20 protein-coding genes are annotated in these 19,405 nt (G+C 65.1%); 11 read left to right on the top strand and 9 right to left on the bottom strand.

The window, feature by feature from the left end:
- The first annotated feature begins 96 nt into the window (after window positions 1–96).
- A complete protein-coding gene (locus tag QZM67_RS37900) occupies window positions 97–990 on the top strand; it encodes a LysR family transcriptional regulator ArgP (RefSeq protein WP_175025957.1) in 894 nt (297 codons plus the stop codon).
- Window positions 991–1,038: 48 nt separating this feature from the next.
- On the opposite strand, the gene fnr is transcribed toward QZM67_RS37900, so the two are convergent.
- From fnr to QZM67_RS37885, 3 genes are all read right to left on the bottom strand, one after another.
- A complete protein-coding gene (gene fnr, locus QZM67_RS37895; protein WP_043186160.1) occupies window positions 1,039–1,785 on the bottom strand; it encodes a fumarate/nitrate reduction transcriptional regulator Fnr in 747 nt (248 codons plus the stop codon).
- A gap of 103 nt (window positions 1,786–1,888) precedes the next feature.
- Window positions 1,889–2,356 (bottom strand): universal stress protein, encoded by a 468-nt coding sequence (locus QZM67_RS37890; RefSeq protein WP_043186158.1) that lies wholly within the window; start codon window positions 2,354–2,356, stop codon window positions 1,889–1,891.
- Window positions 2,357–2,928: 572 nt separating this feature from the next.
- Entirely contained in the window at window positions 2,929–3,339 is a 411-nt protein-coding gene (locus QZM67_RS37885; RefSeq protein WP_301811206.1) for a DUF3005 domain-containing protein, read from the bottom strand.
- A gap of 278 nt (window positions 3,340–3,617) precedes the next feature.
- Here QZM67_RS37885 and QZM67_RS37880 point away from each other — a divergent pair, with 278 nt between their 5' ends.
- Together QZM67_RS37880 and epsC are read left to right on the top strand one after the other, a co-directional pair.
- Complete coding sequence (locus QZM67_RS37880) at window positions 3,618–3,851, top strand: hypothetical protein (RefSeq protein ID WP_043186155.1); 234 nt, start codon at window positions 3,618–3,620, stop codon at window positions 3,849–3,851.
- A gap of 137 nt (window positions 3,852–3,988) precedes the next feature.
- Window positions 3,989–4,909 (top strand): serine O-acetyltransferase EpsC, encoded by a 921-nt coding sequence (gene epsC, locus QZM67_RS37875; RefSeq protein ID WP_301811204.1) that lies wholly within the window; start codon window positions 3,989–3,991, stop codon window positions 4,907–4,909.
- 36 nt (window positions 4,910–4,945) lie between these two features.
- Here epsC and QZM67_RS37870 read toward each other — a convergent pair whose 3' ends face one another.
- From QZM67_RS37870 to QZM67_RS37860, 3 genes are all read right to left on the bottom strand, one after another.
- Entirely contained in the window at window positions 4,946–5,749 is an 804-nt protein-coding gene (locus QZM67_RS37870; protein WP_043186151.1) for an SDR family oxidoreductase, read from the bottom strand.
- Entirely contained in the window at window positions 5,749–6,381 is a 633-nt protein-coding gene (folE, locus tag QZM67_RS37865; protein WP_021157584.1) for a GTP cyclohydrolase I FolE, read from the bottom strand. Before folE ends, QZM67_RS37870 begins: the two co-directional genes overlap by 1 nt.
- 89 nt (window positions 6,382–6,470) lie before the next feature.
- Window positions 6,471–7,397 carry a LysR family transcriptional regulator gene (locus tag QZM67_RS37860; protein ID WP_301811200.1) on the bottom strand — a complete coding sequence of 309 codons (927 nt, stop codon included), beginning with the start codon at window positions 7,395–7,397 and terminating at the stop codon, window positions 6,471–6,473.
- A 116-nt stretch (window positions 7,398–7,513) separates the two neighbouring features.
- On the opposite strand from QZM67_RS37860, the gene pobA reads away from it, so the two are divergent.
- The 7 genes from pobA (at window position 7,514) to QZM67_RS37825 (ending at window position 14,656) form a co-directional block, all read left to right on the top strand.
- Entirely contained in the window at window positions 7,514–8,746 is a 1,233-nt protein-coding gene (gene pobA, locus QZM67_RS37855) for a 4-hydroxybenzoate 3-monooxygenase (protein WP_301811198.1), read from the top strand.
- Between the two features lie 142 nt (window positions 8,747–8,888).
- Entirely contained in the window at window positions 8,889–9,605 is a 717-nt protein-coding gene (locus tag QZM67_RS37850; RefSeq protein WP_043186141.1) for a 3-oxoacid CoA-transferase subunit A, read from the top strand.
- A gap of 19 nt (window positions 9,606–9,624) precedes the next feature.
- The gene (locus QZM67_RS37845; RefSeq protein ID WP_034189746.1) at window positions 9,625–10,281 is read left to right on the top strand and encodes a CoA transferase subunit B; all 657 of its coding nucleotides are present in this window, start codon (window positions 9,625–9,627) and stop codon (window positions 10,279–10,281) included.
- Window positions 10,282–10,369: 88 nt separating this feature from the next.
- On the top strand, window positions 10,370–11,743 hold the full coding sequence (locus QZM67_RS37840) for a 3-carboxy-cis,cis-muconate cycloisomerase (protein WP_301811195.1): 1,374 nt from the start codon (window positions 10,370–10,372) through the stop codon (window positions 11,741–11,743).
- Window positions 11,743–12,528: a 3-oxoadipate enol-lactonase gene (gene pcaD / locus QZM67_RS37835; RefSeq protein ID WP_043186128.1), complete on the top strand. Its 786-nt coding sequence runs from the start codon at window positions 11,743–11,745 to the stop codon at window positions 12,526–12,528. Before QZM67_RS37840 ends, pcaD begins: the two co-directional genes overlap by 1 nt.
- 10 nt (window positions 12,529–12,538) lie before the next feature.
- On the top strand, window positions 12,539–12,925 hold the full coding sequence (pcaC, locus tag QZM67_RS37830; protein ID WP_034206288.1) for a 4-carboxymuconolactone decarboxylase: 387 nt from the start codon (window positions 12,539–12,541) through the stop codon (window positions 12,923–12,925).
- A 372-nt stretch (window positions 12,926–13,297) separates the two neighbouring features.
- Window positions 13,298–14,656 (top strand): MFS transporter, encoded by a 1,359-nt coding sequence (locus QZM67_RS37825; protein ID WP_301811190.1) that lies wholly within the window; start codon window positions 13,298–13,300, stop codon window positions 14,654–14,656.
- Between the two features lie 60 nt (window positions 14,657–14,716).
- Here the strand turns inward: QZM67_RS37825 and QZM67_RS37820 are convergent, their stop codons facing one another.
- The 3 genes from QZM67_RS37820 to QZM67_RS37810 all read right to left on the bottom strand — a co-directional run bounded on the left by QZM67_RS37820 (window position 14,717) and on the right by QZM67_RS37810 (window position 17,080).
- The gene (locus QZM67_RS37820; protein ID WP_043186116.1) at window positions 14,717–14,965 is read right to left on the bottom strand and encodes a hypothetical protein; all 249 of its coding nucleotides are present in this window, start codon (window positions 14,963–14,965) and stop codon (window positions 14,717–14,719) included.
- A gap of 110 nt (window positions 14,966–15,075) precedes the next feature.
- Window positions 15,076–15,690, bottom strand: coding sequence for a LysE family translocator (locus QZM67_RS37815; RefSeq protein WP_301811187.1), 615 nt, complete (start codon window positions 15,688–15,690; stop codon window positions 15,076–15,078).
- Between the two features lie 694 nt (window positions 15,691–16,384).
- Window positions 16,385–17,080 (bottom strand): TetR/AcrR family transcriptional regulator, encoded by a 696-nt coding sequence (locus QZM67_RS37810; RefSeq protein ID WP_301811183.1) that lies wholly within the window; start codon window positions 17,078–17,080, stop codon window positions 16,385–16,387.
- Window positions 17,081–17,492: 412 nt separating this feature from the next.
- On the opposite strand from QZM67_RS37810, the gene QZM67_RS37805 reads away from it, so the two are divergent.
- Window positions 17,493–18,899, top strand: a complete 1,407-nt coding sequence (locus QZM67_RS37805; protein ID WP_301811180.1) for a glycoside hydrolase family 1 protein — start codon at window positions 17,493–17,495, stop codon at window positions 18,897–18,899.
- Window positions 18,900–19,405 lie beyond the last annotated feature (506 nt).

Genomic DNA, 19,405 nt, shown 5'->3' with positions numbered 1-19,405 from the left:
GTAGAAGCAGTGGACGAATGAATCGGGTAGCGCTAGTCTGCGGTCAGCATGAAAATAAGAGAAGCTAATTCACCTAATGCAGATTAAGGAAATCTAATGCTCGACTACGCGTTGCTCGATGCCCTCGCGGCCGTGATCCGGCACGGCTCGTTCGAGCGGGCAGCCAAGGAGCTGAATGTCACGGCGTCGGCGGTGTCGCAGCGCGTGAAGCTGCTGGAGGAACGGGTCGGCAGCGTGCTCGTCAAGCGCGGGCAGCCGTGCGTCGCGACCACGTCAGGGGCGCTGCTGTGCCGGCATACCGAGCGCGTGCAACTGCTCGAGGCCGAGCTGGGGGGCCGGATGCCGGCGCTGCCGGGTCAGATCGCGAGCGCGTGGCCGACGTTGCGTGTGGCCGTCAACGACGACAGCGTCGCGACGTGGTTCATCGACGCGGTCGGGCCGTTCTGCACGGCGCGCGAGACGTTGCTCGACCTCGTGATCGACGACCAAGATTACACGGCGTCGCGCATTCGCGACGGCAGCGTGCAGGGCGCCGTGACGGCGCAGGCCGAGCCGATCCAGGGGTGCCGGTCGGAGCGGCTCGGGCGCATCCGCTATCGCGCGGTGTGCTCGCCGGCGTTTTACGAGCGCTACTTCGGCGCGGGCATCACGCGCGATGCGCTGCGCCGCGCGCCGTGCGTGATGTTCAATCCGAAGGACGGGCTGCAGGCGCGTTTCATCCGGCGCGTGACGCGTGCGGATCTCGATCCGCCGCAGCACTGGATACCGCACGTCGCGGGCTACCTGCGCGCGTGCGAAACGGGATTGGGATGGGGAATGTGTCCGGACCGGATGGTCGACCGCCAGCTGGCGGCGGGCGAACTGGTCGACATGTCGCGCGGGCGAACCGTCGACATCGAGCTGTACTGGCAGAGCTGGCGCCTGTCGATCGGCTGGCTCGACGATTTCAGCGCGGCGCTGAAGGCGCGCGCCGCGCTGTTTCTCGACTGATCGGTGATGCGAGGCGGGTGGCGCGCGAGAGGGGCGCGCCGCGTGGCATCAGAGGTGCTGCAGGCCGTCGAAATCGACGATCTGGACGTGGCGGCCCTGCATTTCGATCAGGCCGCGCTTCTGGAATTTCGACAGTGTGCGGCTGACCGTTTCGAGCGTCATGCCGAGGTAGCTGCCGATGTCTTCGCGCGTCATCCGCAGGTTGAACTCCGACGGCGAGTAACCGCGCTTCAGATAGCGCGACGATACGTCGAGCAGGAACGCGGCGACGCGTTCTTCGGCATTGAGCGAACCGAGCAGCATCGTTTGCGACGTTTCGCGCACGATCTGTTCGCTCATCAGCTTGTGCATGCGCAGCTGCATCGAACCGGCTTCCGAGCACAGCGTCTTGAGCGCGCTGTACGGGATCACGCAGACGGAGCTGTCTTCCAGCGCGACCGCGGTGCGCGGATGCGTGTCGTCGCAGATGCCGTCGAGGCCGAGCGCTTCGCCGGCGAGATGCAGGCCGGTGACCTGCTCGCGGCCGTCGTGGCGCGTCGCGACGGTTTTCAGCGAACCCGAACGCACCGCGTACAGGTTGTCGAATGCGTCGCCTTCGCGGAACAGCGCTTCGCCGCGCTTGACGGGGCGCGCCGCGCAGATGACCGACTCGAGGCGACTGAGCGCTTCGGGCGCCAGGCCCTGCGGCATGCACAGGTGCCGCATGGCGCACGTCGAGCAGTGCGCAGCCTGGCGAGGAGCCCAACTGCCCGCATGAGGCGTGGCGGCGGGACGTGTAGCGACGGGCGTCAGCATGATCGTTTACTCCGGCGTTGAATCGACGGAATCATTGTCCCACCGCAACTTGCCGGTGTCGGGTGACAAAACGTCGCGACCGGCCGCGCATGCCGACCGCCGTTCATGCAGCGGGTTCGTCGACGTTGGCGGCCGCCGGAATCAGCAGCACGGGCAGCGTGGCGTGGCGTACGCATTGCTCGGCGATGCTGCCGAGCACGAGGCGGCGGAACCCGCGGCGGCCGTGCGTGCCGAGCACGATGAGATCGGCATCGAACGCTTTCGCGCCGTCGAGGATCAGCGACGATACGTCGTTGAGCGACGTCGCTTCGCTCAGCTTCGTCTCGCCTTTCACGCCCGCTGCCTGCATCAGCGTCGTGAAATCCTTCGCGAGTGCGTTGCCCTGCGCGACGAGCTGATCGCGCAGCACGGACGGATCGTAGCCGGGCACGTTGTAGTAGATCGCGGCGTTCTCGACGACGTAGAACGGTTGCAGCTCGGCGCCGTGCGATTTCGCGAGCGCCAGCGCGGCATCGAACGCATGGCGGGACGTGTCGCTGCCGTCGACGGCAACCAGAATACGCTTGTACATAGTGTCTCCGAGTGGCGGGTTGAAACGAAGTCGGCCGGATGGCCGATCGGGCGGGGCAATGCACACTGCTGCGAGGCAGAGTAAACCAATGGCCGGGACTTTGCAGTGAGGTGCCGGCCGTGCCGCTGCCGTTTCTGCGGCGCACGGCCATGCACGTGGCGCATGCTGCGCCGCGCGCCGCGCGCCGTGTGACGTGCAGCGTGGTCGCCGCCGCCGTCCGCAGCGTCGCCCGGATGGCATGCGCAAGCATCGGTGTTGCGTGCGGCACGTGCATCCGCATCGCCGCGCACGCTGGTTGCATCGACACGGCGCGACAGTCACGCGGACGCATCGCCGCCATCGCCATTCAATCGCAACCGTGCCGTTTCGACATGACCTCGATCAACGCATGTGCGTTGGTGCGATTCACGGCATGCATGAAATCGCCGGTGCCGCTACGCGGAATCGTCCGCTGTTGCAGCGCGCGGTTACCCGTGCGCGGTCGGCGCACAGTGGCGCGCGCCGATCCTCGGCCATCGGCTGTCGGCCGATGCCGGTTCGCAAACGAACGATCGATTCAAACGCCGCGCCCGCTACCTCGGTACGGACGTCAGCTCGAATACGCGCTCCGGCCGCCGCTGGTGGCCGGGCCAGTACGCGCTGCCGTACATCCGGTGGACGGGGCCGAACAGCGCATCGCTCATGGGCTGCGGCGCGTCGAAGCCTTTCTCGATCACCATGTAGCCCGCGCGCAGCGCGAACGCCGGATGATTGCCGCCGGGGCGGCTGTCGAAACCGGCGAAGCCGTCGCCGGCTTCCGGCATCGCATTGACGAGCGACGCGTTGCTGCGCGTGATCTCGTCGGGCGAGATCGGTCCGCCGCCGGCGAGGCGCGCCGCCTCGCGGTTCTTGCCGTCGGTGTCGACCGTACTGTCGTGCGTGTCGTCGTTGTCGAGCTCGATGCTGCGCGGGCGCGAACGATCGGTTTGACCGGATGTTTCCATCGCGGCTCTCCTCGCGGCGAAGCGTGCCGGATCGAAGCAAATCCCGTTCCGGGCGTGACGGGAAAAGGCGCGCGGGCGATCGCCGCGGTCGCGCGACGCGCACTGATTTGTCATGATTTATTTCAGCTAGAACACCCGTTTTCTACAGAGTATGATTCTTTTCCTGCGAAGCGGCGACAGGGGATTCGGTCGCGCCGCCTCTGCCCGCGCCGGGGGGCCGCAGCACCCTTTAAGACGGGTAGTGAACAACAAAGCAAGGGACTAGAGGTGGCGGATTCATGCAAGCGACTACTGCCTTCACGCACCGCGGTTATCTGTTGAACTGCGCGCCCGCGCGCGCCAGTGACGGTTCGTTCAAACCCTACGTCGTGATCTCCCGATCGAGCGACGGGGAACTCGTTGCGAACCGGTTTTTTCCGATCGAGCTCCAGTTTCACGACGAAGGCGCCGCGATCGCGCACGCGCGCGACTGGGCCGTCCGGTGGATCGACGCGAGCAGCATCACGATCTGACACTGCCGCGATTCGGCGCCATCGGCCGTCCGGCCGATCCCCGGCGTGCCGCTGCGGGACAAAAAACGCGGTAATCTTGCGGAACCCGTCACTTTATTAGCGGCCGTGCGACCGAGCGCGGCTGCCTGCATTGGCATATGTCGACATCACCCGCCCGTCAGTGGGGCCTTGAAGAAATCGTTGCCGGCTTGCGCGAGTCGCGCGAGGAACTCCATCGCACGCGCCATCCGCGCGGCATCCGCGAACTGCCGTCGCGCGATGCGATCTGCAAGATTGTGACCGGCCTGCGCGCGTCGATGTTTCCGACGCACTACGGCGCACCGGATCTGACCGACGAAAGCGTCGACTTCTATGTCGGCCACACGCTCGAAAGCACGCTGCGCATTTTGTCCGAACAGATCCGCCGTGCGCTGCCGTTCCTGCCCGAGCATGTCGATACACCGTTCGCCGAGCTCGACGAACGCGCGTTCGAAATCGCGCGCGAATTCGGCCGGCAGTTGCCGGCGGTCCGCGCGCTGCTCGTCAGCGATATCCAGGCCGCGTATGCGGGCGATCCGGCCGCGCAGCACATCACCGAGATCCTGCTGTGCTACCCCGGCGTGCTGGCGATGATGCACCACCGGCTCGCGCACGCGCTGCACCGGCTTGGGGTGCCGCTGCTTGCGCGGTTCATCAATGAAATCGCCCACTCGGCTACCGGCATCGACATCCACCCGGGCGCGCAGATCGGCCCGAGCTTCTTCATCGACCACGGCACGGGCGTCGTGATCGGCGAGACCGCGATCATCGGCGAACGCGTGCGCGTGTATCAGGCCGTCACGCTCGGCGCGAAGAGCTTCCCGGCCGATGGCGAAGGTGCGCTGGTCAAGGGCAATGCGCGGCACCCGATCGTCGAGGACGACGTGGTGATCTATGCGGGCGCGACGATTCTCGGCCGCGTGACGATCGGGCGCGGCTCGGTGATCGGCGGCAACGTGTGGCTCACGCACAGCGTGCCGGCCGGCACGAGCGTCGCGCAAGGCAAGGTGCGGGAAGGCGGGAGCGCCGAGAAACCGTAACGCGGCGCGCGGCCGTCGGCCGCCGCGCGCGCGCGGTCAGTGCTTGCCGTCGGGCGCGCGGTGCTTGTACAGCACGTCCTGGTCGACGCGGATCAGGTTCTGCCCTGCATCGACGACGAAATCCACGCCGTTGTACGCGTTGCCCGTCAGCATCAGGATCGCGCTCGCGACGTCGTCGGGGCCTGCGATGCGCGCGAGCGGCGTCGATGCGCGGCTCGCGTGTTCGAAGTCGGCCTGCGTCTGGTCGTCGCTCGGCAGCATCAGCCCGGGGAATACCGCGTTCACGCGCAGCACGGGCGCGGACGACAGCGCGAGCATCTGCGTGAGGTTGCCGAGCGCGGCTTTCGCGACCGTATAGCTGAAATGGTCGCGGTGAAAGTTTTCCTTGATCTTCTGGTCGACCACATTCACGACGACACCCTGCGTGCCGGCCGCGCGGGCCCGTTCGTAGAACGCGCGCGTGAGCAGGATCGGCGCGCGGCAGTTGACGGCCCACGCCTGGTCGAATGCCGCGAGGTCGAAGCTCGGGAAATGGTCCTGCCAGAATACCGACGCATTGTTGACGAGCACGTCGAGGCGCCCGAAGCGCGCATACACCTGGTCGATCAGCGCGGTGATCTGCGCGGCATCCGACAGATCGGCCTGCAACGCAACCGAATCGTGCCCGCGTTCGGCGATCGCGCGGGCCGCCGCCTGCGCCGCATCGGCCGAACGGTCGTAATGCACCGCGGTGCGATAGCCGTGCGCGGCGAAATACTCGGCGAACGCGCGCCCGGCCCGGCGCGCAGCGCCGGTCACGAGCACGACGGGCGCGTGCGCCGCTTGCTTCGTCTGCTCCATTACGTATTCGTCAGGTTCACTGAAGAAGGATTCGCGACGATCGACAGGAATTCGCGCCGCGTCGACGGATCGGTGCGGAACGTGCCGAGCATGCGCGACGTGACCATCTCGACCCCCGGCTTGTGCACGCCGCGCGTCGAGATGCACTGGTGCGCGGCTTCGAGGATCACGCCGACGCCCTTCGGCTGCAGCACGTCGAACAGCGTGTCGGCGATCTGCACGGTCATCTTTTCCTGGATCTGCAGGCGCTTCGCGAACGCGTCGACGAGGCGCGCAAGCTTCGAGATGCCGACCACGCGATGATTCGGCAGATACGCGACGTGCGCGCGGCCGATGATCGGCACCATGTGGTGCTCGCAGTAGCTCTCGAAGCGGATGTCCTTCAGCACGATCATTTCATCGTAGCCGTCGACTTCGCTGAACGTGCGCGCGAGGATGTCGCGCGGCTCCAGCGCATAGCCGGCGAAGAACTGCTCGTACGCGCGCACGACGCGTGCGGGCGTGTCGATCAGGCCTTCGCGCGCGGGGTCGTCGCCGGCCCAGCGCAACAGCACGCGAACCGCGTCTTCCGCTTCTTCACGGCTCGGGCGGGATGCGGCCGGCTCGGGCCGCGCGGACTTCTTTTTAGCCATCTATCTGCTCCATCGAATGCCGCCGCCGGGGCGGCGCGGAATCCGGGCATTGTTTCATGCTTTTGCGGGTCGCGTGTGGGGCCCGGCATTCACCTCGGCCATTCGTCCTGCTCGTCGTTGAACAGCGACGCGACCACGCCGCGCAGCCACGCAGTGCGCGGATCGTTGTGGTACTTGCGATGCCAGTGCTGCTTCAGGTCGAAGCGCGGCAGCGCGAGCGGCGGTTCGACGGGCACGATGAACGCGTGTTCGGCCGCATACGCATAGCCGATCGCGTGCGGCACCGTCGCGATCAGGTCGGTGCGGCTCAGGATAAACGGCAGGCTCATGAAGTGCGGCGTCTCGAGCACCGCGCGGCGCTGCATGCGCTGCTTCGCGAGGTACTTCTCGAGCACTTCCTGGCTGCGGCCTTCGGCGCGCACCACCGCGTGCCCGCACGTGAGGAACTGCTCGACCGTGAACGGCGGCGCCTGCTCGAACGGATGGCCGCGCCGCATCAGGCATACGAACCGGTGCGTGAACAGCCGCTGCTGAAAGAAGTTGTTGCCGTCGAGATCGGGAAAGTAGCCGACCGCGAGATCGATCGTCCCGGCTTCGAGGCCGCGACCGACCTCGTCGTGCGCGAGCGAGACCGAGCGCAGGTTCGCATGCGGCGCGCGCGTCGCGAACGCCTGCAGCAGCTTCGGCAGGAACACGATCTCGCCGACGTCCGACAGCGCGATCGAGAACGTATGCGTGCTCACGGCCGGGTCGAAGTCGTGCGGCGCGACGAGGCCGCGCTCGATCTGCGCGAGCGCGTCGCGGGCGGCCGGCAGCAGCGCGAGCGCACGCGGCGTCGGCTCCATCCCGCGCGACGTTCGCACGAACAGCGGATCGCCGAAATACGCGCGCAGGCGGCCGAGCGCCGTGCTCACGCGCGGCTGGCTGACGCCGAGCAGATCGCCTGCGCGGCTCACGTTGCGCGTGTCGTCGAGCGCGACGAGGTAGGGAATGAGGTTCAGATCGAGCGCATCCATCGCCAGGCCAGTATCGTCAAAACGTATACAACATATCTCCTGAATCGCGTTGCCGCATAGTCGGGAAAGCGCTCAAATGTGTTCCACGATTCGAATTAATGTTCAGGAGACGAACAATGCGCACCCAAGTCGCGATCATCGGCGCCGGTCCGTCCGGCCTTCTGCTGTCCCATCTGCTGCGCCTGCAAGGCGTCGATTCCATCCTCGTCGAAGCGCGTTCGCGCGAATACTGCGAGAACCGCATCCGTGCCGGCGTGCTGGAGCAGGGCACGGTCGACACGCTGAACGAAGCCGGCCTCGGCGACCGGATGCGTCGCGAAGGGCTCGAACATCACGGCATCGAACTGCTGTTCTCGGGCCAGCGCCATCGCATCGACCTGTCCGCGCTCACCGGCGGGCGCGCGATCACCGTCTACAGCCAGCATGAAGTCGTGCGCGACCTGATCGCGGCCGGCGTCGAGCATGGTCACGCGATGCACTTCGAAGTGAGCGACGTCGCGTTGCACGACGTTGAAGGCGAGCACCCGTTCGTCACGTTCAAGCATGCCGACGGCCGCGAGGACCGCATCGACTGCGACTACATCGCCGGCTGCGACGGCTTCCACGGCATCGCGCGCCAGACGATTCCGGCCGAGCGGCTGAACACGTTCGAGCGCGTCTATCCGTTCGCGTGGCTCGGCATCCTCGCCGACGCGGCGCCGTCGCTCGACGAGCTCGTCTACGCGCATCACGACAACGGTTTCGCGCTGTTCTCGATGCGCTCGCCGACGGTCACGCGCCTGTACCTGCAGTGCAAGCCCGACGAAGACCTCACCGAATGGTCCGACACGCGGATCTGGGACGAATTGCACACGCGCTTCTCGAACGACACGGGCTGGACGCCGACCGAGGGCCGGATCACGCAGAAAAGCGTGACGCCGATGCGCAGCTTCGTATCCGAGACGATGCAGCACGGTCGCCTGTTTCTCGCCGGCGACGCCGCGCACATCGTGCCGCCGACCGGCGCGAAGGGGATGAACCTCGCGGTGGCCGACGTCCGCGCGTTGTCCCGCGCGCTCGGCGCGCGCTACCGCAACGGCGACGCGACGCTGCTCGACACGTATTCGGCGACCTGCCTCGAACGCGTGTGGCGCGCCGAGCACTTCTCGTACTTCATGACGAACATGCTGCACGCGTCGCCGGAGGACTCGCCGTTCGTCAATCGCCTGAAGTTTGCCGAGCTGAAATATGTGACGCGCTCGCGGGCCGCTGCGCAGGCGCTCGCCGAAAACTACGTCGGGCTGCCGTTCGACGATGCGGCGGCCCCCGAGGGAACCCGCCTTGACAACGCGCTGTGCGCGACTCTATGATCGGCCATCGTTCGCTAATCGAATCTAGGTTCGAATAGCGAACAAATACCGGGATCGAGATCGGCCCCGGCGCGGCACGCGGCACGCGCGTGTCCCCTCGACAGGCCGCGCATCGAGCCGCGGGTTCGTATCAGGAAGAGACATGGTCAACAAGATTTTCGAATCGCTTCAGTCGGCGGTGGCTGACATCCACGACGGCGCGACAATCATGATCGGCGGCTTCGGCACGGCCGGCATGCCGTCCGAGCTGATCGACGCGCTGATCGAACAGGGCGCGCGCGACCTGACGATCGTCAACAACAACGCGGGCAACGGCGAGACGGGCCTCGCGGCGCTGCTCAAGGCGAAGCAGGTGCGCAAGATCATCTGCTCGTTCCCGCGCCAGAGCGACTCGCAGGTGTTCGACGGGCTGTACCGTGCCGGCGAGATCGAGCTGGAGCTCGTGCCGCAGGGCAACCTCGCGGAGCGTATCCGCGCCGCGGGCGCCGGCATCGGCGGTTTCTTCACGCCGACCGGTTACGGCACCAAGCTCGCGGAAGGCAAGGAAACGCGCGTGATCGACGGCAAGCCGTATGTGTTCGAGACGCCGATCCATGCCGATTTCGCGCTCGTGAAGGCGTACAAGGGCGATCGCTGGGGCAATCTCGTGTATCGCAAGACCGCGCGCAACTTCGGGCCGATCATGGCGAGCGCCGCGAAGGTCGCGATCGTGCAGGTGTCGGAAGTCGTGCCGCTCGGCGCGCTGAACCCGGAACACATCGTGACGCCGGGCATTTTCGTCCAGCGCATCGTCGAGGTGCCGCAGGCCGCGCATGCGGCCGAGCTGGCCGCCGAACACGCCACGTCCCAAGCCGCCTGAGCGCCCGAGGAGCATTCAAATGAAACGACTGACCCGCGATGAAATGGCCAAGCGCGTCGCCCAGGACATCCCTGAAGGCGCATATGTGAACCTTGGCATCGGCGTGCCGACGCTGGTGGCGAACCACCTCGACCCGAGCAAGGAGATCTTCCTGCACAGCGAGAACGGGCTGCTCGGCATGGGCCCCGCGCCCGCGCCCGGCGAGGAAGACGATGAACTGATCAACGCCGGCAAGCAACATGTGACGCTGCTCACCGGCGGCGCGTATTTCCATCACGCGGATTCGTTCGCGATGATGCGTGGTGGCCATCTCGACTACTGCGTGCTCGGCGCGTTCCAGGTGTCCGCGACCGGCGACCTCGCGAACTGGCATACGGGCGCGCCCGATGCGATTCCGGCGGTCGGCGGCGCGATGGATCTCGCGATCGGCGCGAAACAGGTGTTCGTGATGATGGAGCACCTGACGAAGCAGGGCGAGAGCAAGATCGTCGCACAGTGCTCGTATCCGGTTACCGGCGTGCAGTGCGTGAGCCGTATCTATACGGATCTCGCGGTGCTCGACGTGACGGCCGACGGCCTCGCGGTGAGCGAGATCTTCACCGACCTGTCGTTCGACGAATTGCAGAAGCTGACCGGCGTGCCGCTGATCGACGCGACGCAAAAGGCCGCTGCCTGAACCGCGAGCGTGCCGGCGCGTGCGCTTGCGCGCATGCCGGCACGCTTGGGTGGACAATAGGCGCACGCCGTTTCCCCAATCTGATGCCATGCTCGAAGACAGCGCCCGCCTGACCTCCCTCATCTGCGGCACCGAGCCGCTCAACCGGATCTGGTCGCCCCGCGCGACGATCCAGCGGATGCTCGACGTCGAGGCCGCACTCGCGCGAGCGCTTGCTGCGCAGCAGGTGATTCCCGCCGCCGCGGTCGCACCGATCGAGCGCGCGTGCGATGCCAGCCGGCTCGACGCCGACGCACTCGCGCACGGCGCGGCGCTCGGCGGCAATCTCGCGATTCCACTCGTCAGGCAGCTCACCGCGCAGGTGAAGGCCGACGATCCCGAGGCCGCGAAGTTCGTGCACTGGGGTGCGACGAGCCAGGACATCATCGATACCGCCACCGTGCTGCAGTTGCGCGACACGCTCGACGTGCTCGAGCCGATGCTCGACGAAGCGTGCGTGTCGCTCGCTACACTTGCGCGCACGCATCGCGCGACACCGATGATCGGCCGCACGTGGCTGCAACAGGCGCTGCCGATCACGCTCGGCCTGAAATTCGCGCAATGGCTCGATGCGCTGCTGCGCCATCGCGCGCGCTTCGCCGCATTGCGCGAGCGAGCGCTCGTGCTGCAGTTCGGCGGCGCGGCCGGCACGCTCGCGAGCCTGCGCGAGCAGGCGGCCGGCGTCACGGCCGCGTTGGCGGCGGACCTGAAGCTCGCGGCCCCGGCCGTGCCGTGGCACACGCAGCGCGACCGCATTGCGGAAGCCGCGTCCTGCTTCGGGATGCTGACGGGTACGCTCGGCAAGATCGCGCGCGACGTATCGCTGCAGATGCAAACCGAAGTCGGCGAACTTGGCGAGCCGGCCGCCGCCGGCAAGGGCGGCTCGTCGACGATGCCGCACAAGCGCAACCCGGTCGGTTGCGCAGCCGTGCTGTCGGCTTCCGTGCGTGCGCCGAACCTCGTCGCGACGGTGTTCGCGGGCATGGTGCAGGAACACGAGCGCGCGCTCGGCGGCTGGCAGGCCGAATGGGACGCGTTGCCCGATCTCGCGCGCCTGACCGGCGGCGCGCTTGCGCAGATCGCGCAGATCGTCGCGGGCCTCGACGTGAACACCGAACGCCTGGCCGCGAACCTCGGCCTGACGCGCGGGCTGATTCTCGGCGAAGCGGTGATGCTCGCGCTCGGCGACAAGATCGGCCGGCTCGACGCGCACCACGTCGTCGAGCATGCCTCGAAGGAAGCCGTGCGCACGGGCGCGACGCTGTTCGACGTGCTCGCCGCCGATGCGACCGTGTCGGCGCACCTGTCGCGCGACACGCTCGCGCGGCTGCTCGATCCCGCTCATTACGTCGGCGAGGCGCAGGCCTACGTCGACGCCGTGCTCGCGCTGCACGCGGGCGCGCAATCACCAGGAGAACATTGATGCCTTTCGCCACTGTCAACGGCGTGAAACTGCATTACCGAATCGACCGTGCCGCGCGCGACGACGCGCCGTGGCTCGTCTTCTCGAACTCGCTCGGCGCCGACCTGCAGATGTGGGCACCGCAGATCCGTCCGCTCACGCAGCACTTCAACATCCTGCGCTACGACACGCGCGGCCACGGCCATTCCGACGCGCCGGCCGGTTCGTACACCGTCGAGCAGCTCGCCGGCGACGTGATCGGCCTGCTCGACCACGTCGGCATTGAACGCGCGCATTTCTGCGGGATCTCGATGGGCGGACTGACGGGCGCTGCCCTCGCCGCACGCTTCCCGTCGCGCATCGTTCGCGCGGTGTTGTCGAACACCGCCGCGAAGATCGGCTCGCCGGAAGTGTGGGCGCCGCGTGCGCAGAAGGCGCGTGCCGAAGGGATGGCCGCGCTCGCCGACGCCGTGCTGCCGCGCTGGTTCACCGACGCGTTCGTCGAGCGCGAGCCGCGCCTGTTCGATGCGATCCGCGACACCTTCGTGCATACCGACAAGGACGGCTATGCGGCGAACTGCGATGCGCTGAACGCAGCCGACCTGCGCGAAGAAGTGAAAGGCATCGCGCTGCCGGTGCTCGTCGTGACCGGCGCGAAGGACATGTCGACGCCGCCCGACCAGGGCCGCGCACTGGCCGCCGCGATTCCGGGCGCGCAGCACGTCGAATTCGACGCCGCGCATATTTCGAACATCGAGTGCACCGACGGCTTCAACCGCGCGCTGCTCGATTTCCTGACCGCGTGAGGCACCGGCGATGGATGACCAGGAACGTTACGAAGCAGGGATGAAGGTGCGTCGCGCGGTGCTCGGCGACGCGCACGTCGACCGTTCGCTCGAGAACCGCACCGAGGTGACCGACGAGTTCCAGAACCTGATCACGCGCTATGCATGGGGCGAGATCTGGACGCGCGACGGCCTGCCGCGCCATACGCGCAGCCTGCTGACCATCGCGATGATGGTGGCGCTGAACCGCGGCGAGGAACTGGCGCTGCACCTGCGCGCCGCGCGCAACAACGGCGTGACGCGCGACGAGATCAAGGAAGTGCTGCTGCAGACCGCGATCTATTGCGGCGTGCCGGCCGCGAATTCCGCGTTTCATCTCGCGGACAAGATCTTCAAGGAGCAGGATGCGGCCGGTTAAGTGCCGGACGTAGTTCGATGTTGAGTCGAGGCCCGCTGATGGTAGGCGGGCCTCGACGATGAACGAACGCGCCGGCAGAGCATCGGCGCGCGGCGTACCGGATGGCTGGTGCGCGAACAAAGGCAAGACGCGGTTCCGAGGTCGCGTCGCTTATAAACAATTAGCTATGCATGCGACCAGGGTAGGCGCTAAGGCGTCAACCTGGATCGACCGCGAAGCATGGGATCCAAGTAAGTGCTGAAGCGCTAACCTGGATCGACCGCATAGCATGGGATCCAGGTAAGCGCTGAAGCGCTAACTTAGATCGACCGCATAGCATGGGATCCAGGTAAGCGCTAAAGCGCTAACCTGGATCGACACAGGAGACTAGCGATGAATCGCACACCCGTGGTCGATGTCCAGACCTTCATCAACGAGCAGCCGTTCGGCGGTTTTCAATGGCTCGTATTCCTCATGTGTTTCGTCATCGTGCTGCTCGACGGCTTCGACACGGCCGCGATCGGCTTCATCGCGCCGTCGCTGCTCGGCGAATGGAACCTCACCAAACCGGATCTCGCACCGGTGCTGAGCGCCGCGCTGTTCGGCCTCGCGTGCGGCGCGCTCGTGTCGGGCCCGCTGTCCGACAAGCTCGGGCGCCGCTCGCTGCTGCTTTGCTCGGTATTCCTGTTCGGCGTCGCATGCCTGATGTCCGCCTTCTCGACCACGATCGGGCACCTGACGATCCTGCGCTTTATCACCGGCGTCGGGCTGGGCGCGGCGATGCCGAACGCGGTTACGATGATGGGCGAGTTTTGCCCGGACAAGCGCCGCGCGACCGTGATCAACCTGATGTTTTGCGGCTTCCCGCTCGGTGCCGCGTTCGGCGGCTTCCTGGCCGCGTGGATGATTCCGCATTTCGGCTGGCGCAGCGTGCTGATCCTCGGCGGCGTGACGCCGCTGCTGCTCGGCGTGCTGCTGTTGCTCAAGATGCCGGAATCGGTGCGCTTCATGGTCGCCAACGGCCACGCCGTCGACAAGATCCGCGCGACGCTCGCGCGAATCTCGCGCGATGCACTGAACGCCGGCTCGTTCGCGATGACCGAAGCCGCGCCGCAGACGGGCAGCAAGGGCCTGGGCGTCGTGCTGTCGCGCTCGTACATCGTCGGCTCGGTAATGCTGTGGCTCGCGTACTTCATGGGGCTCGTGATCTTCTACGCGTCGATCAACTGGATGCCGATCCTGCTGAAGGATGCCGGCCTGACGCCGAAGAGCGCGACGCTGATCTCCGCGCTGTTCCCGCTCGGCGGCGTGGGCGCGGTGCTGTGCGGCGTGCTGATGGACCGCTTCAACGCGAACCGCGTGATTGCCGTGTGCTACGCGCTGACCGCGGTGAGCGTCTATGCGATCGGGCAGGCGGCCGGTAACGTCGGGCTGCTCGTGCTGGTCGTGTTCGTGGCCGGCGTGCTGATGAACACCGCGCAATCGTCGATGCCGGCGCTTGCCGCCGCGTTCTATCCGACCGAAGGGCGTGGCACGGGTGTTGCATGGATGCTTGGCGTCGGCCGCTTCGGCGGGATTGCGGGATCGTTCCTCGTCGCCGAACTGACGCGCCGGCACTTCTCGTTCGCAGGCGTGTTCGCGACGATCGCCGTCGCGGGCCTGCTCGCGTGTGTCGCGCTGCTGATCAAGCAGATGGCGCGGCCGCATGGCGTGACGCAGCCGGCAGGCAAGATCGAATCGCTCGGGCATTGAGCGCAGCGCGGGCCGGTGCGATGCGCCGGCCCGTCGATACTGCGGCCGTCGGGCCGCCGGCTATTCTTCCGCGTCGTGTTTCTTCACGAAGTTGCGCAGATACGCGCGCAGCGCGGCCTCCCGGCTGCGATGATCGGCGAGGTTCGCGGCGCCCATCTCTTCCTCTTCGCCGAACATCGTCGGCGGCGCGCCGTAGGTGCCGATCTCGATGTCTTCGCGCAGCACGCGAATCTCGTGCGTGAGCGGGTGATATTCGGCGATCCAGTGCATCCCCTCGATGTGTTCGCCCGCCCTCAGCAATGGCTTCATCAGCACTCTCCCGGCAGCAGCGGCGCAACCGCCGAAACGGTTGCGCGCGCCCGTACCAAAAGGGTACGCCTGCATCGGACGAATCTCAACGGGCGCGCGGTGAGCGCTCACTACGCCAGCAGATGCGCGACAAGCGGATACAACGACAGGACGAGCAGCGCGGCCATCGTCATGTTGAAGAGGCGCAACGCGCGGCGGTTCGACAGGAACCGGCGCAGGCCGAGGCCGAACGCAGCCCACAGGCTGATGCACGGGAAGCCGATCAGGATGAACACGACGGCCATCCACGCGGCGTTCATCCCGTAGTCGGCGGACAGGCGGATCGTCGTTGCGGCGGTCAGCACCATCATCCATGCCTTCGGATTGATCCACTGAAACGCGGCGGCTTCGATGAACGTCATCGGCTGCGGTTTGCCGCCGTGCGCCTTTACTTCGCCCGACGTGCCGATGCGCCACGCGAGGTACAGCAGGTACGCGACGCTCGCGGCTTCGAGGATCGTGTAGAGCAGCGGGACGCGCTTGAATACCTCGCCGAGCCCGAAGCCGACGCAGAGCATCAGGATCGCGACGCCGATGCTGATGCCGCACAAGTGCGGCATGGTGCGGCGGAAACCGAAATTGACGCCGGACGCGAGCAGCATCGTGTTGTTCGGGCCGGGCGTGATCGTCGTGACGAGCGCGAACAGCATGCCGGCTGGCAGCGCGCTCAGGGTGAGGAATTCCATCGCGGATTCTCCATTCTGTTCGGGACTGGGATGGAGGTCAGTTTAGCGACGGTTTTCTGTACAGTACCGGTACAGTCGGTTTGACGAATACCGGTACGGGGTAAAGGGCGGGATGGTTGCTGCGGGACGTTGGTGTGGGCTCTCAAAAAAGATGTCCGCAGTCTCGATAAGTTGTCTTTGAATAAAAGGCGACATATCGGCGGCTGACCTCGTGACACCGAACGAGATTGCGGCGAAATGCATAGCCGATGTGCCGGCTCAAGCTATCGCGATCTAGGCGCCTTCCGGCAATCATCATTTACGGCTTTATGGCAAGCGAGTCCCCAGCACCGTCTTGACTGGCTGGGCAACTCGCTTACGTCACGGGCGACGTCAGGACCTATGACAGATTGCTCGATGCACGGTATTTGCACGACTTGTGGCACAAGCTGACCGGTGCCGCCGGACGCCGAAACGCACTTCCACGGCATTGTTTGTCGCGAGGTTTCGTCGATGCACCCAGGCGGGGTCGCGACATTCCCCAAGACGAGTTTTCTGAGAATTTCCGTGCCCAAGGACATCTTTTCCGAGAGCCCGCATGTTGCAAGTTGACGTGCGGTCTCTGCGGCCGTTGCAAGCGCGACGTGCGCTTCGCCAGCGACCAGCGGGACGGTGACCTGCTCTGGGTGTCCTGCCTACGCGACGCGCAACCCGATTACGGCTGATGCGCGCGGGTTATTTGCGACTCCATACGTGCCAGCAATTCAGGTAATTCCTTGGGTGGCTTCACTTTGTTCAACAGCAATTCCACAGCCTTGTCCATTTGATCACGATCGTTGTGAACCCCAAAAGACTGCACCACCAAGCCATGAAGTAACAACTGCAAAGCCAAAAGTTCAGGATCGGAGTGATCGCGAGGCTCCATTCCATATACGCGTTCTGGCACCGCGGCGTATAGCGGTTCGATGCGTTTGCTCAAGCGGTCGTCGCCGCGCGCCGCCATCCAGATTTCGAACAATGCCAAAGACGGGTGGCGCCGGCCGAGCCGCAGCACCATGTGGAGCGACAAGTGAAGCCGCGTAGCGGGCGACATGGGGCCGAGCGTTTCCTTCGTCGCCGCATCGTTGTCAAGCAGATGCGCCACAACGGCAGGCAGCAGGTCGTAACGCCCGGCCGGAAAGTGATAGCGCAGAGCGCCCCGGCTGATTCCCGCCATTTCACACACCCGAGCTTCTCCAAAGGCCGCGTAGCCTTGCTCGTTCAGCAGCGTAATGGCTGCCTTGATCAGGAGCTCCCTCGTGGACGTACTTCTCTCGGCTTGTGTGCGCATGGGCGTGATTGTACGTGAACTGCGCAAGCCCGATCCCGGCGCCACGGCGAGCACGTCGCATGTCACAAATAAAACATACATGTTTGTTTAAATCTCGTCCGCGCAGGCTTGCGAGCTGCTGCACCGGCGCGACCCGCACGACGACAACGCCCCTCCTGATGAACAAAACTCTTCGGGCAGGCTGGCTGTTTGCCACCTGTGTCGCCCTCGGCGCGGCTTTAGGCGTGGTCGCGTGCGATCGAAGCAACGACAACAGCGCCTGGTTCGGTTCGAACATTTTGTTGAAGGTGTTTTCAAAGTTTCTCTGCTGTCGCGTTCTTGCTTTGGAGATAACGAGGTCGGTGTAGCCCGGTAGGCAGCCATCTTTGCAGGCTTGACCTTCACATGACGATCAACGCATCAACGCCGAATTAAACGTTCATACAAAGAAATTCGTAAACGGCCCATTGGTTATTAGTCATCCGAATAAATTTTCAGAAAACTGGAACAGGAAATGAATGCCACATCAGGTCAAGGTCGACGACGATTTCTGATGCAAGGAACCGCCGTGCTGGGCAGCGGGTTGCTCTCCGCGTGCGGCGGCGACTCGATCGATTCCTCTGCGCGGTTTGCCGATGGATTCGTCTGGGGGGTTGCGACAGCAGCGCCGCAGATTGAAAGTCGTGACGGCCGCGGGCCAAGCATTTGGGACGCGTTTGCTGATACCCCCGGTAAGGTCTCTGACGGCTCCACAAACGCACGCAACATCGAATTCGACACGCGCTATCCGGGCGATCTGGCGCTGCTAGGTGGCGCTGGTCTGCAAGCGTTCCGGTTTTCCACCGCGTGGCCGCGTATCCAGCCGGACGCCTCGGGCAAGATCAATGAAGCAGGATTGGCGCTATACGACCGCATGGTAGATGCCATGCTTGCGAACAACTTGACGCCCTATCTGACCCTGTTCCATTGGGATATCCCGACATGGGCCGGAGATTTCCGCGACCGCGACATTGCCTATCGTCTGGCCGACTACGCGGATATCGTTTCGCGCCGCCTCGGCGATCGTGTCAAAAACTGGATGATGCTCAACGAGCCGAACGGCGTTGCGCTGGCCGGATACAGTGCAGGCATGATGCCGCCATATGCTGCGTCGCCCGCAGCGATGTTTGCCGCCGTCCACCACCAGAATCTGGCTCAGGCCCTGATGTTTGACGCGGTGCGAGCAAACGTAAAGGGGCCTGCGCAAATTGGCACCACGATCAGCGGTCGACCTGTGCATGGGGCAACAAACGATCCGAAGGACCAGGCTGCTGCTGCGCAGTTCGACATGATCTGGCATCGAGTGTTTCTCGATCCGCTGTATGGCAAAGGCTACCCCGCGCCATTGCAACAGGCATTCGCATCGCTCGTCAAACCGGGCGACATGGAGAAGATCGCGGCCAAGCCGGATTTCCTCGGTGTGCAGTACTACAACTGCTTCTTCGTGAAGGATGACGGAAAAGGCGGTTTCACGATGACCGCATCGCCCGCGGGTGAGCCGCAGACGCAAGCGTACCCGGTCGAGCCCTATGGCATGTCGGAAATGTTGCTGCGCGTACACCGCGATTACAACGCACCCGACATCTACATCACCGAAACCGGCTTTGCGATCAAAGATCCGGCGCCGGTTGGGGGCTTCGTTGAGGACGCGCCTCGTATCGAATATCTCAAGAGCTACCTGAACGCCGCTCACGATGCCTATAAGCAGGGTGTCAAGTTGCGTGGGGTGTTCTGCTGGTCGGCATTCGACAACTGGGAGTGGGGCAGCGGCTTCTCGAAAAAGTTTGGCCTGATTGACGTCAATCCGGTCACGCAAGTGCGTACGCCGAAACGCAGCCTTGCCTACTACTCGCGATGTATCGCCAGCAATGCGGTCGCTTGACGTTGGCTATCTAAAGTAAATCGAGTTGCTCGGCAACTGCTGTCTGAGACATGCGTTTCCAGACCACAATCAGTCGGGAAACGTTGCGGACTGCTGATTGCCGTTCAATGCGATCTAGTCGTCAACTGGACGATGGCGGCCTCCTTTTTTGCCCTTGCCTGAACTCGGAAATCCGGGGGTGCGGGGTGTGGCTGCCGTCGGAGCATGACGGATCCGGGCAGCCGCCGTTCCCTCGTGTATCCGCTGGGCAACTTGGCCACGCGGCTCGGCATGTAGCGACACGATCTGATCAAACAAGCGTATTCGAGCGGCTGAGCCTTTCAGAATTCCACATTCCATCGTTATACCCAAACTCGGAACTGCCATGTCTTTTCATTACTGGATGCGTGCCACGCTGGTGGCCGCGCTCGGATCGCTCGTCGCGCTGATTGTCACCGCGTGCGGATCGTCGTCGATGCAGGCGAGCGGCCAGCAGCAGATTCGCCACGTGTTCGTGATCACGCTCG

Origin of the sequence: Burkholderia sp. AU45251, from assembly GCF_030482905.1 — a bacterium.
Taxonomy (GTDB): domain Bacteria; phylum Pseudomonadota; class Gammaproteobacteria; order Burkholderiales; family Burkholderiaceae; genus Burkholderia; species Burkholderia aenigmatica.
Note: the sequence above shows the minus strand (reverse complement) of the source record. Positions and strands in the feature narration are given on the sequence as shown.